At 67.8% G+C, this 12,822-nt stretch carries 10 protein-coding genes; 3 read left to right on the top strand and 7 right to left on the bottom strand.

All coding sequences use genetic code 11. From position 1 onward, the window contains the following. Positions 1-26: 26 nt before the first annotated feature. Together LDO14_RS03125 and LDO14_RS03130 are read right to left on the bottom strand one after the other, a co-directional pair. Positions 27-560: a GNAT family N-acetyltransferase gene (locus LDO14_RS03125; protein ID WP_223993713.1), complete on the bottom strand. Its 534-nt coding sequence runs from the start codon at positions 558-560 to the stop codon at positions 27-29. A gap of 14 nt (positions 561-574) precedes the next feature. Beyond that, the gene (locus tag LDO14_RS03130; protein WP_018771874.1) at positions 575-1,534 is read right to left on the bottom strand and encodes a D-2-hydroxyacid dehydrogenase family protein; all 960 of its coding nucleotides are present in this window, start codon (positions 1,532-1,534) and stop codon (positions 575-577) included. 130 nt (positions 1,535-1,664) lie between these two features. Between LDO14_RS03130 and LDO14_RS03135 the strand changes: the two genes are divergently transcribed. Further along, positions 1,665-2,858 (top strand): MFS transporter, encoded by a 1,194-nt coding sequence (locus tag LDO14_RS03135; protein ID WP_223993715.1) that lies wholly within the window; start codon positions 1,665-1,667, stop codon positions 2,856-2,858. 206 nt (positions 2,859-3,064) lie between these two features. Here LDO14_RS03135 and aceB read toward each other — a convergent pair whose 3' ends face one another. Beyond that, positions 3,065-4,717, bottom strand: coding sequence for a malate synthase A (gene aceB / locus LDO14_RS03140; protein WP_223993717.1), 1,653 nt, complete (start codon positions 4,715-4,717; stop codon positions 3,065-3,067). A 217-nt stretch (positions 4,718-4,934) separates the two neighbouring features. Next, positions 4,935-6,251 (bottom strand): isocitrate lyase, encoded by a 1,317-nt coding sequence (gene aceA / locus LDO14_RS03145; RefSeq protein ID WP_018770809.1) that lies wholly within the window; start codon positions 6,249-6,251, stop codon positions 4,935-4,937. 149 nt (positions 6,252-6,400) lie between these two features. Here aceA and LDO14_RS03150 point away from each other — a divergent pair, with 149 nt between their 5' ends. Next, positions 6,401-7,912 carry a helix-turn-helix transcriptional regulator gene (locus tag LDO14_RS03150; RefSeq protein WP_056392189.1) on the top strand — a complete coding sequence of 504 codons (1,512 nt, stop codon included), beginning with the start codon at positions 6,401-6,403 and terminating at the stop codon, positions 7,910-7,912. A gap of 140 nt (positions 7,913-8,052) precedes the next feature. Here LDO14_RS03150 and LDO14_RS03155 read toward each other — a convergent pair whose 3' ends face one another. From LDO14_RS03155 to LDO14_RS03165, 3 genes are read right to left on the bottom strand one after another with little or no spacing between them, the layout of a single operon-like run. After that, complete coding sequence (locus tag LDO14_RS03155; RefSeq protein ID WP_223993720.1) at positions 8,053-9,075, bottom strand: TAXI family TRAP transporter solute-binding subunit; 1,023 nt, start codon at positions 9,073-9,075, stop codon at positions 8,053-8,055. Further along, complete coding sequence (locus tag LDO14_RS03160) at positions 9,059-10,510, bottom strand: HAMP domain-containing sensor histidine kinase (protein WP_223993721.1); 1,452 nt, start codon at positions 10,508-10,510, stop codon at positions 9,059-9,061. The genes LDO14_RS03155 and LDO14_RS03160 overlap by 17 nt, the downstream gene beginning before the upstream one ends. After that, positions 10,507-11,178, bottom strand: a complete 672-nt coding sequence (locus LDO14_RS03165) for a response regulator transcription factor (protein ID WP_134165156.1) — start codon at positions 11,176-11,178, stop codon at positions 10,507-10,509. The genes LDO14_RS03160 and LDO14_RS03165 overlap by 4 nt, the downstream gene beginning before the upstream one ends. Before the next feature lie 231 nt (positions 11,179-11,409). Here LDO14_RS03165 and LDO14_RS03170 point away from each other — a divergent pair, with 231 nt between their 5' ends. Beyond that, positions 11,410-12,801 (top strand): MFS transporter, encoded by a 1,392-nt coding sequence (locus LDO14_RS03170; RefSeq protein WP_223993723.1) that lies wholly within the window; start codon positions 11,410-11,412, stop codon positions 12,799-12,801. Positions 12,802-12,822 lie beyond the last annotated feature (21 nt).

The following is a 12,822-nucleotide window of genomic DNA, read 5'->3' on the forward strand; positions in this document are numbered from 1 at the left end:
GCGCTGCTAATCAAGGACCTGGACCGCTACGGCAGTGCGCGCTCCAGCACGAAATCATGCTCCACTGTGCTGCCCAGCCGGAAGGATTTGGTACCCACCCTCCGGAAGCCGGACTTTTCATAGAAGCGGATGGCGCGGGCATTCTGGCTGTTGACACCCAGCCATGCCCCGGCGCCGCCGGACCCTGCGGCAGCCGCCAGGCTGGCATGCATGAGTTCGGCGGCGGCGCCCAGTCCGTGGTAGTCCGGGTGGACGTAGCATTTGCTGATTTCCACGGACGGCAGCAGGGTCAGGACGGACGCCACATCCGGATCCGCGGCTGGCCGGTCCACCAGCAGGCTGTAGCCGTTGAGCCGGCCGTCCGCGTCGATGACCAGGATGGTGGTGTCCGGGTCCGCGAGGTATCCCTTGAAGTGTTCCTCGCTGAGCGTGTTGGCCAGGTGCGCGGCGATGTCGGCAGGTGACGACGACGGCGGGCAGGCCAGCGGAAAGGTGACGGAAGCCAGGGCGGCGAGCGGGCCGGCGTCGTCCGTTGTTGCCCTGCGGATGGTGTGGGTCATGCGTTTCTTCCAGGTCAGGCGGTGAGGGTCCGGATGGGGGCGCCGGCGAGCCAGGCGGTGATGTCCTCAAGGGCGCCGCCGTAAAACAGCCGGTAGCTTTCCTGGGTGACGTAGCCCAGGTGGGGGGAGAGCACGGTGTTCGGCGCGGCCAGGAGCGGATGGCCGGCCTGAAGGGGCTCCTGGTCGAAGACGTCCAGGGCGGCGCCGCGGATCCACCCCTGGTTCAGCGCCGTGACCAGCGCGTCCTGGTCAACCAGCGGGCCGCGGGCGGTGTTCACCAGGATGCCGTCCGGGCCCAGCAGCCGCAGCTCGGCCTCGCCCACGGTGTTCTCGGACCGCGGGGAGAGCCGCAGGTGGAGGGTGGCGACGTCGGCTGCCGTGAAGAGCTCCTCCTTGGACACCAGCCGGGCGCCGGCCTGTGCGGCGTCCTCAGCCGTGAGGTTCTGGCTCCAGGCCACCACGTCCATGCCGAACGCCTGCCCGTAGGCGGCCACCCGCCGGCCGATCTTCCCCAGACCCACGATGCCCAGGGTTTTGCCGGCGAGCTCCACCCCCACCGTCGACTGCCAGGTACCCGCCCGGAGCGAGTTTTCCTCCGCCGGCAGGTGCCGGGCGATAGCCAGCAGCAGGGCCCAGGTCAGTTCCGGCGCAGCGGAGGGCGAACCCGGCGTACCGCACACCGTCACCCCGTGGTCAGCAGCTGCCGCCAGGTCGATGGAGGCGTTCGCCATCCCGGTGGTGACCAGCAGCTCAAGCGCCGGCAGTTTTTCGAACACCTCACGGGGGAAGGCCGTCCGTTCGCGCATCGCGATGACCATGGTGGTGTCTGCCAGCGCCGACACCAGCGCATCCGGGGATGTGAAGGGCTCCCGGTAGGACGTCACGGTGACACCCTTCGCCTCCAGGGCCGCGAAGTCGGCGAAGCCGTGGGCCACGTCCTGGTAGTCGTCGAGGATGGCAAGGCGGTGCGTCATGGCTGTCCTTCGCGGTGTCCTACGTCCTTGGGTCACGTTCATCGTATGGCAGGGTGCCTGAAACTCCCGTCACGCCGGGCATGATAGCAATGGGAGTGATGAATCCACGCCCATTCCCGATTTTGCCCCTGTGAGCGGCCACGTCCTCTCCCGCGTCCCGAAGAGCTGGGTCCTGCTGGCCTGCATCGGCCTGCTGGCGCTGAACCTCCGCGGCCCCTTCGTCGCCGTCGCGCCCCTGGTGGACCCCATGCAGGCGGAACTGCACTTTTCGCCGGTCCTGCTGGGACTGCTCACCAGCATTCCGGTGCTCTGCTTCTCGCTCGCGGCTCCGCTGGCGTCCCTGGCCGCCCGGAAATTCGGGGCCGAGTTCGCGGTCACGCTGACCATCCTGGGCGTACTGGCCGGCGTGCTGGTGCGCTCCGCCGGGGGCCCGGTGCTGGTGGTGGCCGGCACGGTGGTCATCGGGTTGGCCATTACCGTGGGGAACATCGCGGTGCCGCTGATCATCCGCCGTGATTTTGCGCCGCGCCGGCAGGGGACAGCGATGGGAATCTACACCGCCGCCCTGAATATCGGGTCCTTCCTGACCTCGGTGGCCATGGCCCCGCTGGCGGCCGTGACGGGGTGGAGGCTGGCCCTGGCCGCCGTCGCCGTCCTGGCAGTCGCCGCGGTGGTGGTGTGGGTCCTGGCCGTGGGACCGCGGACGGCGTTCCTGGTATCGGGGGACGACGGCGGGGACGCGCCGCTGCCCCGGGCGGCCGGTTCGGGCTGGACCACCTTCGGCCTCACGGCCGGCTTCGGCGGCCAGGCGTTCTCCTACTACGGCGTCACGGCATGGTTGCCCAGCTACCTCCACGACGAGCTCGCCATGTCCACGTCCGAGGCGGGCGCCGCGTCCTCGATCTTCCAGATCCTGGCCATCGTGGGCGGCCTCGGCGTGCCCTTCGCGGCCAAATACATGAGTACGACGGCGGTGGCGGTCACCCTGGGTACGTTGTGGCTGGCGGTTCCCCTCGGGCTGCTTTTGCTGCCTGAGCTCTGGTGGCTGTGGTCCACGGCCGGCGGCATTGCGCAGGGCGGCGGCATTACCCTGATCTTCATCGCCATCATCAAGCTGGCACGCGACCAGGCTTCCGCCGGCCGGATGTCCGCCACCGTCCAGGGCCTGGGCTACTGCCTCGCCGCAGTGGCCCCGCCGCTGGTGGGCTTCGTCCACGACAGCTCGGGATCATGGACTCCCGCACTGCTGGTCATCCTGGTGTCGGTACTGGCCTTCTTCGTCAGCACTACCCTGTCTGTGCGGAAGGTGCCGAAAGGGCGCTGAGGCGGGCGTCCGCCGTCGAACGTTCCGCCACTCAAACGCCCGCCCACTTTCTTTGGGAAAGCGGGCGGGCGTCTTGGTTTTCCCGCACCAAGTGAGCGGGGGTGTGGCGGTTGCTCCGTCGCCGGGCCGGCGCCCCGGATTTCGGGGGGCCTGTTGCGGAGGGCGTGCCGGCCCGGCGGACGGAAGTGTGTGGTGCTGGTCCCTGGCTAGGCTGCGGCCAGCTCCTCGACGGTGGCCTTTTCGCGGGCCTCGGTGAGGTAGCGGGCGTAGGCGGGGAGGGTGAGGAAGGACGGGAACTCACGGGCCAGCGTTACTTCTTCGAAGATGTCCCGGGCGTCCTCGAAGCGGTCGCCGTCGAAGCGCTCCAGCCGGGCGAATTCCTCGTCCAGGAGTTCCTCCACCCATTCGTGGCTGATGATCTCGCCGTGGTCCGTGATGGCCCGGGCGTAGATCCACTGCCAGAGCTGGGACCGGGAGATCTCGGCGGTGGCGGCGTCCTCCATCAGGTTGTGGATGGCCACCGCGCCGTTGCCGCGCAGCCAGGACTCGATGTAGCGGATGCCCACTTCGATGTTGTTCCGGATGCCCTGTTCGGTGATGGTGCCGGTGGTGGCGGCCACGTTAATCAGGGCGCGGTCATCGGGGGTGACGTCCTCGCGGAGCCGGTCCAGCTGGTTGGGCTTGTTGCCGAGGACGCCGTCGAACACTTCGCGGCAGACGGGCACCAGGTCCGGGTGGGCTACCCAGGAACCGTCGAAGCCGTCGTTGGCCTCGCGGGTCTTGTCCGCACGGACCTTTTCGAGTGCGTTGGCGTTGGCTTCCGGGTCCTTGCGGTTGGGAACGGCCGCGGCCATGCCGCCGATGGCCATGGCGCCGCGCTTGTGGCAGGCCCTGACCAGCTGTTCGGTGTAGGCGCGCATGAACGGCTGCGTCATGGTGACCTGGCCGCGGTCCGGGAGGACGAAACGGGGGCCGCGGGTGCGGAAGTTCTTGATCAGGGAGAAGATGTAGTCCCAGCGGCCGGCGTTCAGGCCCGAGGCGTGGTCGCGCAGTTCGTAGAGGATTTCCTCCATTTCGAAGGCCGCGGTGATGGTTTCGATGAGCACCGTGGCGCGGATGGTGCCCTGCGGGATGCCGAGCAGGTCCTGGGCCAGGATGAAGATGTCGTTCCAGAGCCGGGCTTCGAGGTGGTTCTCGATCTTGGGCAGGTAGAAGTACGGGCCCTTGCCCTGCGCCAGGAGGCGGCGGGCGTTGTGGAAGAAGAACAGGCCGAAGTCCACGATGCCGCCGGCGACGGGCTGGCCGTCGATGAGCATGTGCTTTTCAGGCAGGTGCCAGCCGCGGGGGCGGACCACGATGGTGGGCAGGTCACCGGCGGGGCGGAGCTTGTATTCCTTGCCTTCTTCGCTGGTGAAGTCGATCCGGCGTTCCAGGGCGTCGGTGAGGTTCAGCTGGCCCTTGATGACGTTCCGCCAGGTGGGGGTGGAGGCGTCCTCCATGTCCGCGAGCCACACCTTCGCGCCCGAGTTCAGGGCGTTGATGGTCATCTTCTTGTCCACCGGGCCGGTGATCTCCACACGGCGGTCCTCCAGCCCGGGTGCCGGGGGAGCCACCCGCCAGGACGGATCATTCCGGATCTCCTCGGTCTCCCGCAGGAAGCGGGGGTCCGCCCCGGCGGCAATGTCGGCCCGCCGTGCCCGCCGTGCCTGCAGCAGCTCCTGCCGCCGCTCAGCGGTGGCCCGGTGCAGCTTGGCAACGAACGAGAGGGCGTCCGGAGTCAGCACCTCGTCCTGCCGGCAAATGGGCTGGGCGGTCAAGGTAATGCCATTGATCGTAAAGCTGTCAGTAAAGCTGTTCATCTCAGTCTCCTTAAAGACGAAAGGGAAGTTCGACGGCGGGTAGCAGCAGGGTGGCGACCGAGGCACGAGGCCGAGGAGCCGGTGTCGCGGCAGCCTGCGTAAAAGGGGCCCTGCGTCCGGCCTCGGCGAGTTCTACGAGCCCAAGGCCGGACGTGGGGAATAGCAGGCAGAGCGATGCCGGTCCGAAGGCCGGACGGAAGCGCCGCCGTCGTAAGCGTTAGTGGAACTGGCCCTCTTCGGTCGATCCGACCAGGGCGAGGGTGGAGGCGTTGGGGTTGAGCGCCGTGGAGATGGTGTCGAAGTAGCCGGTGCCGACTTCGCGCTGGTGCTTGGTGGCGGTGTAGCCGCGGGATTCGGAGGCGAATTCCTTTTCCTGGAGCTCGACGTAGGCGCTCATGCCTTCACGGGCGTAGCCGTGGGCGAGGTCGAACATCGAGTAGTTCAGGGCGTGGAAGCCGGCCAGGGTGATGAACTGGAAGGTGAAGCCCATGGCGCCGAGTTCGCGCTGGAACTTGGCGATGGTGGCATCGTCCAGGTGCTTGCGCCAGTTGAAGGACGGCGAGCAGTTGTAGGAGAGCATCTGGTCCGGGAACTCGGCCTTGACGGATTCGGCGAACTTGCGGGCCAGCTCCAGGTCCGGCGTGCCGGTCTCCATCCAGATGAGGTCGGAGTACGGGGCGTAGGCCTTGGCGCGGGCAATGCAGGGTTCGATCCCGTTGCGGACCTTGTAGAAGCCCTCGGCGGTTCGCTCCCCGGTGATGAATTCCTGGTCGCGTTCGTCGACGTCGGAGGTGATCAGGGTGGCTGCCTCGGCGTCGGTGCGGGCAATGACGACCGTGGGGGTGCCGGCGACGTCGGCTGCCAGGCGGGCGGCGTTCAGGGTGCGGACGTGCTGCTGGGTGGGGATCAGCACCTTGCCGCCGAGGTGGCCGCACTTCTTCTCCGAGGCGAGCTGGTCCTCCCAGTGAACGCCGGCCGCGCCGGCCTGGATCATGGATTTCATGAGTTCGTAGGCGTTCAGCGGGCCGCCGAAGCCGGCCTCGGCGTCCGCGACGATCGGCACCATCCAGTCCTCGACCGTCTGGATGCCCTCGGAGAACTCGATCTGGTCCGCCCGGAGCAGGGCGTTGTTGATGCGGCGGACCACCGTGGGAACGGAGTTGGCCGGGTAGAGCGACTGGTCCGGGTAGGTGTGGCCGGAGTTGTTGGCGTCGGCCGCCACCTGCCAACCGGAGAGGTAGATGGCACGCAGGCCTGCCTTGACCTGCTGCACGGCCTGGTTGCCCGTCAGGGCACCAAGGGCGTTGGTGTAGCCGCCGGTCTTGTGCTCCTCGGTGAGCTGCTTCCACAGCTTCTCCGAACCACGGCGGGCCAGGGTGTGCTCTTCGGAGACACGTCCCCGGAGACGGACGACGTCGGAGGCTGAGTAGTCCCGGGTCACACCTTCCCAGCGGGGGTTGGCGGCCCACTCGAGCTCCAGGGCGGCGGCCTGCTGTTCGGGCGTCTGCTGGGTGGGCTCAAATGCTGCAGTCATCGTTGATCTCCTTGATTGAGCTCCGGATGGGGTAGGTGGGAACCGCGCCGTTGCGGTTCCCACCGGCTTTTCCGGTGCGGTGTTTCTTTCCGTAGCAACTACTTTTCAGCACTTCCAACCCCCTTTCTAGAGAAAAAGGGTGGAAAGAAATGCAGTTCTTCACGTATTCTTCAGAAATGTCACCTTCAAGCTGGAATAGGGACGTTTCCCAGCCGTCGTCCACCGCCGCCCCGGAACTGGACGTCATTGCCCTGGGTCGCCGCGTCCGCCATCTGCGCAAACAAGCCAGGCTCACGCTCGATGACCTGAGCGCCGCCGTCGGCACCGCTCCCAGCCAGCTCAGCCTGATCGAAAACGGCAAGCGTGAACCCAAGCTGACCCTGCTCCAGCACCTCGCGGGGGCGCTCAATGTCACCATCGACCAGCTGCTGGGGGCCGAGCCGCCCAGCCGCCGCGCCGCCCTGGAAATCGAGCTGGAACGGTACCAGCGCGGTCCGCTCTACGAATCCCTGGACCTGCCGAAAATCCGCATCAGCTCAAGGCTGCCGCTGGATGTGCTGGAGGCCCAGGTGGGGCTGCTGCATGAGCTCGAACGGAAGATGAACGAGCAGGTGGCCACCCCCGAGGAAGCCCGCCGCGCCAACGGGGAACTGCGGGCCATGATGCGGGAACGTGGGAACTACTTTCCGGAGTACGAAGCCGAGGCCCAGAAGGTCCTCAAGGAGGTGGGCTACACCACCGGTCCGCTGAGCCAGCACGTCATCGCAGACATCGCCGCGCACCTCGGTTTCACCCTGCACCACGTGGGTGATTTGCCGCACTCCACCCGCTCAGTGACGGATTTGAAGAACCGCAGAATTTACCTGACCCAGAGCCAGCGGCAGGACCACGACCCCCGCTCCGTGCTGCTCCAGGCTCTTGGCCACTACGTCCTGGGCCACGAAACGCCCCGGAACTACGGCGACTTCCTGGCCCAGCGGGTGGCCACCAACTATTTCGCCGCCGCCCTGCTCCTGCCCGAGCAGGCCACCGTGGAATTTCTGCAAAAAGCCAAGGCGGCCAAGGAAATCGCCGTCGAGGACATCCGGGACGCGTTCGCTGTGTCCTACGAGACCGCCGCGCACCGGTTCACCAACCTGGCCACCAAGCACCTGGGCATCACCACGCATTTCCAGAAGACACACCAGAGCGGCATCATCTACAAGGCGTATGAGAACGACGGCGTGAACTTCCCGCAGGACCATACCGGCGCCATTGAGGGCCAGCCGTCGTGCAAGGCGTGGACGTCGAGGGCGGTGTTCGACGTGCCGGACAAGTTCAGCGCGTACAGCCAGTACACTGATACGCCGTCCGGGACCTACTGGTGCACCGCCCGTACCGAGCGCTCGGCCGCCGGGGAGTTCTCCCTGAGCATCGGGGTCCCGTACCAGCACGTGAAGTGGTTCCGCGGCCGGGAGACCACTGCGCGGGCCACATCCAACTGCCCGGATCCCACCTGCTGCAAGCGGCCACCAGCCGAACTGGCCACGCAGTGGGCCGGCAACGCGTGGCCCTCAGCGCGGGCGCACTCGCACCTGCTCGCCGCCATGCCTCCGGGAGCCTTCCCGGGCGTGGACGAAACCGAGGTGTACAGCTTCCTGCAGGCCCACTCGGGGAGCTGAACAACGCCCGCTCACTTCTGGCAGCTTGTCGCTGAACGCCCGCTCACTTTCTTGACCAAAGTGAGCGGGCGTCGGCGTAAGTGCTGCCAAACGTGAGCGGGCGTCGCCGTAAGTGCTGCCAAATGTGAGCGGGCGTTTGGTTAGCCGTGCAGCGCCCGGTACGCGTCCGCCGCGGCCGGGTGCAGGGGGACCCCGGCGGTGTTGATGAGGCTCTCGGCGCTGAGGAACTGCACGCCCAGGCTGGACTGGGGGATCAGCTCGGCGGCCGAATGCACCAGCAGCTGCACCGTCCGCTCCACGGTGGCATTGTCCAGGTCCCGGCGGCACAGGAGCAGGTTGGGAGCGCCCACCGTCCACACCTCCGGCACTCCGGGATAGCTGCCCTCCGGGATGAGCACGCGGTCGTAGATGCCGCCGTACCGCCGCCGCAGTTCCGGCAGCAGGCCGGACAGGTCCAGAAGGCCCAGGGCCACCTCCTGCTGTGCCGCGGCGATGGCGGCAGTGGGAACGCCACCGGACCAGAACAGGGCGTCGACGGCCCCTGCCTTGAGGGCGGCGATGCCGTCGTTCAGGCCAAGGTTTTCGACGGCGGCGCTTCCGGCCGGGGGCGCCGCGGCACCCGTTGAGGTACCCAGTCCCGCCGCTTCGAACAGCCGCGGCGTGGTCAGCGACGTGCCGGAGCCGGGCTGGCCCACGGCGACCCGGCGTCCTGCCAACCCGGAAATTTCCCGGATGCCGCTGTCCTTCCGCACTACACAGTGGACATAGTTTTCATACACTTTGCCGACCGCGGCGATCCCGGCGGCGTCAGCGCCCGGCTCCTGGTTCGCAGCATCCGCCAGGGCCACAGCAAACGCTGCCCGTCCGGCCCGCAGTTCCGCGATGTTGTCCAGGCTTCCCCCGGTGGTCACGGCCCTGGCGTGCTGCGCCAGTCCGTGCCGTTCCAGGGCAGCGGCCAGCAGGGTTGCGAACTCAAGGTAGAAACCGCCCGGTTCGCCGCCCGCCACAATGAGGCTCTCCGGCCGGTCCCCGCCGGTGCAGGCACTGAGCGCAGGCGGCAGGCATGCGGAGAGTCCGACGGCGAGGGCTGACTTGAGCACGGAACGCCGCCGCGGGTGGGGGGCAGCACCGCCCGGGGCGCCAGGTTCACGCACGGGCACCATCCCTGCCGGACCCGGCTGCCAGCTGGGCCGCCGATGGGGTGGGGAACCGGATCCGGGCCGCGAGACCGTGGGGGGCCGCTTCGGCCAGCACCAGCCGGGCCCCGTTCGCGGCGGCAAGCTCGCCCACAATGGTCATGCCCAGTCCGGTCCCCGGAACCGAAGAGTGCCTCGGAGACCGCCAAAACCTGGTGGCAGCCGAGGCGCGCTCGGACTCCGAAAGCCCCGGCCCGTCGTCGGAAATCTCCACCACCACCGCGTCCTTTTCCGTCCGCACGGCAGCGGTGACGGTGGCACCCGGGGCGTACTTGATGGCGTTGTTGAGCAGTTCGCCAGCCATCTGCGCCAGTTCTGCCGGGTGGCAGGCAACCAGTGCCGCCGGCTGCGGCGCCGCGGCAAGGACCAGCCGGCAACCGGCCTGCTCCGCCAGCGGTGCTGCCCGCTCCAGCTCCCCCTGGAGGATGGGAAACGGGTCCACGGGCTGGGCGGCCGCATGGTCTGCGGGAGTGCCGGACGCCCGCAGGTACCCTTCGGATGCCCTGTGCTCCGCGGCGGCGAGCTTCAGGACCCCGTCCAGGATCTCCTCCACCCGCTCAAGCTCCGTCAGGGCGCGCTCGGCGGCGTCGTGCTCGCGGGCGGTCTTCAGCTCGAGCTGGAGCAGGTCCAGCCGCAGCCGGAGTGCCCCCACTGGGTTCCGCAGCTGGTGCGACGCGTCCGCAATCAGCTGCCGCTGGGCCGCCATGCTGGCGCTCACGGTCCGTGCCATCGCCGTGAAGGACCGGCTCAGTTCCCGCAGTTCGGGCGGTCCGTCGTCCGGTAGGCGCCCGGCCCGCCCGGTCCGCTCCAGCTCGTGTACCGCTGAGTCCAGCCGCAGGACGGGCCGCAGCACCCAGCCGGTGACCCGCGCGGCGCCCACCAACAGCACGGCGGCCAAGGCAAGCGCAGCGATACCCACCGCGAGCCACCGCTCCCGGAGCTTTTGCTGCGCCGTGCCGGCGCGGACGTCAAGGACCACGGCGCCCAGGACCTGGCTGGCACTGCCGAAGGGCCTGAAGATGACGCGGGAACTGGAACCGAAGGGCTCCAGCGGTTCCAGGGATGTGTTGCTCACGTTCAGCCGGGCAAGGGACAGGGCATCCTGCACGTCGGACCGCCCTGCATCCAGGCCGCCGGACGCCAGCGTGTCCTGCTGGACCCGTACTACGATTCCTTCCCCGTAAAGCCCGGAATAGGTGTCCATCTCCCGCTGCAGCCGCACGGTGTCGCCGTCGCCTGCGGCATCAAAAGCGACCTGCGCCAGCCGGTTCAGGGACGCCGCCCGGTTGATCTGGAGTTCCTGCGTCAGCTCGCGGGAGGCAGACCCCAGGATGGTCCCCGAAATCAGGAAGACCACCACCAGGCAGAGCACGCTGAGGACGCCCAGCACCCGGAGCCTCATGCGCCGGCCGCCTCCACCCGGTAGCCCACCCCGCGGACATTGATGATGAAACCGGGTTTCTGCAGTTTTGCCCGCAGCCCGGTGAGGTGCACGTCCAGGGACCGGGAAGAGGCCAGGAACGCATCGCCCCACAGGGCGTCCAGGATCTGCTCACGCGTGACCACAGAGCCGGCATGCCGTGCCAGCAGTGCGAGGAGTTCGAATTCGGTGGCCGTGAGGGGGAGCGGGTCACCGCCCTTGGATGCGGTGCGCCGGTTGAGGTCGATGGCAAGGTCGTCCAGGACAATAACGTCCTCCTGCGGTGTCCCGCTGCTCCGTCCCGCCCGCCGCGTCACGGCTTCAATCCGGGCCAGCAGCTCCACCAGCTTCACGGGCTTGACCAGGTAGTCGTCGGCGCCGGAGCGGAGCCCGAGCACCACGCTGCGTTCGTCGTCGCGGGCGGTCAGGATCAGGATGGGCACGTCGGTGACCTGCCGCAGCTTGCGCAGCACCTCCAGCCCGTCCATGTCCGGAAGCCCCAGGTCCAGGAGGATCACCTGGAAGTTCCGGTGCGAGAGCAGCGCGTCCGCACCCCGGGACAGCCGCTGCGGGTGATGGCCGGCGCTTTCGACGGCGGCGGTCAGGGCACCGGCCATGGCGTCGTCGTCCTCGACGATCAGCACGTCCATGGCCATCTTCCTTGCTGTAGTGCGGTGTCCGGTTCACCCCCGCTTGGTGAGATTACCGCGTGCCGGCCCGATTTGCCCGGCTGCAGCGGGCAGAACAGCGGAGCCGGGCGCCGAATCCTAAGGAAGTGTTAGGAAATGCCCCACAACGTTGGTTGTGCGGTGGATCACCCATACCGTGGATGAGGCCCTCCGCTGCCGGAGGCCGCCGTCACTACAAGGAGGAACTCGCCGATGAGCACCCAACAGACCGCACCCCCATCGGAGGCAGCCCAGACCCGACGGGCCGTGGGCAATATCCTGAAGGGCTCCGCCGGCAACCTTGTGGAATGGTATGACCTCTACGTCTACACCGTCTTCGCCGCCTACTTCCAGGCCCACTTCTTCAACTCCAAGGACGAGCTCCAGGCGGGCCTCGAAGCGATGGCCGTGTTCTCGACGTCGTTCCTCATGCGCCCCATCGGCGCCTGGTTCTTCGGCCGGTACGCGGACCGCAAGGGCCGCAAGGCGGCGCTCACGCTCAGCGTCACCATGATGTCCGCCGGCTCATTCGCCATCGCGGTGCTGCCCACCCAGGACGTGATCGGCCTGTGGGCCATGATCCTGCTGGTGCTGGTCCGCGTGATCCAGGGCTTCTCCGTGGGCGGCGAGTACGGCACCAGCGCCACCTACATGTCCGAGGCCGCCACCAGCCGGCGCCGCGGCTTCTTCTCCAGCTTCCAGTACGTCACCCTGATCGGCGGCCAGATGCTGGCCCTGCTGGTCCTGGTGATCCTGCAGAACGCCATGCCCAAGGGCGACCTCAACGAGTGGGGCTGGCGGATCCCGTTTGCCATCGGCGGCGTGGCGGCCCTTATCGTCCTGTGGCTGCGCCGCTCCATGGAGGAGACCGTCTCCGCCGAACAGATCAACGCCGCAAAGACTCCCGCCGTGGCCGGCCAGGCCCAGCCGGGCACCATGAAGCTGCTGTTCACCGGCTACTGGAAGTCACTTCTGGTCTGCATTGGCATCACCCTTGGCGGCACCGTGGCCTTCTACACCTACACCAACTTCATCCTGAAGTTCATGAACGATACGTCCGGCATCGCCAAGACCGACACCTCCGTGATCAACTTCTGGGCCCTGTTTATCTTCATGCTGCTGCAGCCCGTCTACGGCATCATCTCGGACAAGGTGGGCCGCAAGCCCCTGCTGCTCTGGTTCGGCATCACCGGTGTGCTGTTCACCTGGCCGCTGCTGTCCACGCTCGCCGGCACCAAGGATCCGTTCACCGCGTTCCTGCTGATGATGGGCGGCCTGCTGATCGTGGGCGGCTACACCTCCATCAATGCCCTGGTGAAGGCCGAGCTCTTCCCGGCCTCCATCCGTGCCCTGGGCGTGGGCCTGGGCTACGCGATCGCCAACTCCCTCTTCGGCGGAACCGTGCCGCTGATCGGTGCCGCCTTCCAGAAGTCCGGACGGGAGGACCTCTTCTTCACGTACGTCACGGTGGCGGTCGCCATCTCGCTGGTGGTCTACATCTTCGCCCTGAAGAACAAGAAGGCCACGCACCTTGACGCCGAACAGGGCCACGCATGGGCATCCAACGCGGCCGACGGCGAAGAGCGCGTGGGTGCCGGACGGTAGCCTTTAGCGGCACCCGGGGGC

The organism is Arthrobacter sp. NicSoilB11, from assembly GCF_019977375.1.
Classification (GTDB): Bacteria; Actinomycetota; Actinomycetes; order Actinomycetales; family Micrococcaceae; genus Arthrobacter.

Excerpts from the sequence above, each read along its gene's own strand:
- LDO14_RS03150 (WP_056392189.1), top strand. The coding sequence starts at position 6,401 with ATGCAGTTCTTCACGTATTCTTCAGAAATGTCACCTTCAAGCTGGAAT.
- LDO14_RS03165 (WP_134165156.1), bottom strand. The coding sequence starts at position 11,178 with ATGGACGTGCTGATCGTCGAGGACGACGACGCCATGGCCGGTGCCCTG.
- LDO14_RS03125 (WP_223993713.1), bottom strand. The coding sequence starts at position 560 with ATGACCCACACCATCCGCAGGGCAACAACGGACGACGCCGGCCCGCTC.
- LDO14_RS03160 (WP_223993721.1), bottom strand. The coding sequence starts at position 10,510 with ATGAGGCTCCGGGTGCTGGGCGTCCTCAGCGTGCTCTGCCTGGTGGTG.
- LDO14_RS03170 (WP_223993723.1), top strand. The coding sequence starts at position 11,410 with ATGAGCACCCAACAGACCGCACCCCCATCGGAGGCAGCCCAGACCCGA.
- aceA (WP_018770809.1), bottom strand. The coding sequence starts at position 6,251 with ATGACTGCAGCATTTGAGCCCACCCAGCAGACGCCCGAACAGCAGGCC.
- aceB (WP_223993717.1), bottom strand. The coding sequence starts at position 4,717 with ATGAACAGCTTTACTGACAGCTTTACGATCAATGGCATTACCTTGACC.
- LDO14_RS03130 (WP_018771874.1), bottom strand. The coding sequence starts at position 1,534 with ATGACGCACCGCCTTGCCATCCTCGACGACTACCAGGACGTGGCCCAC.
- LDO14_RS03155 (WP_223993720.1), bottom strand. The coding sequence starts at position 9,075 with ATGGTGCCCGTGCGTGAACCTGGCGCCCCGGGCGGTGCTGCCCCCCAC.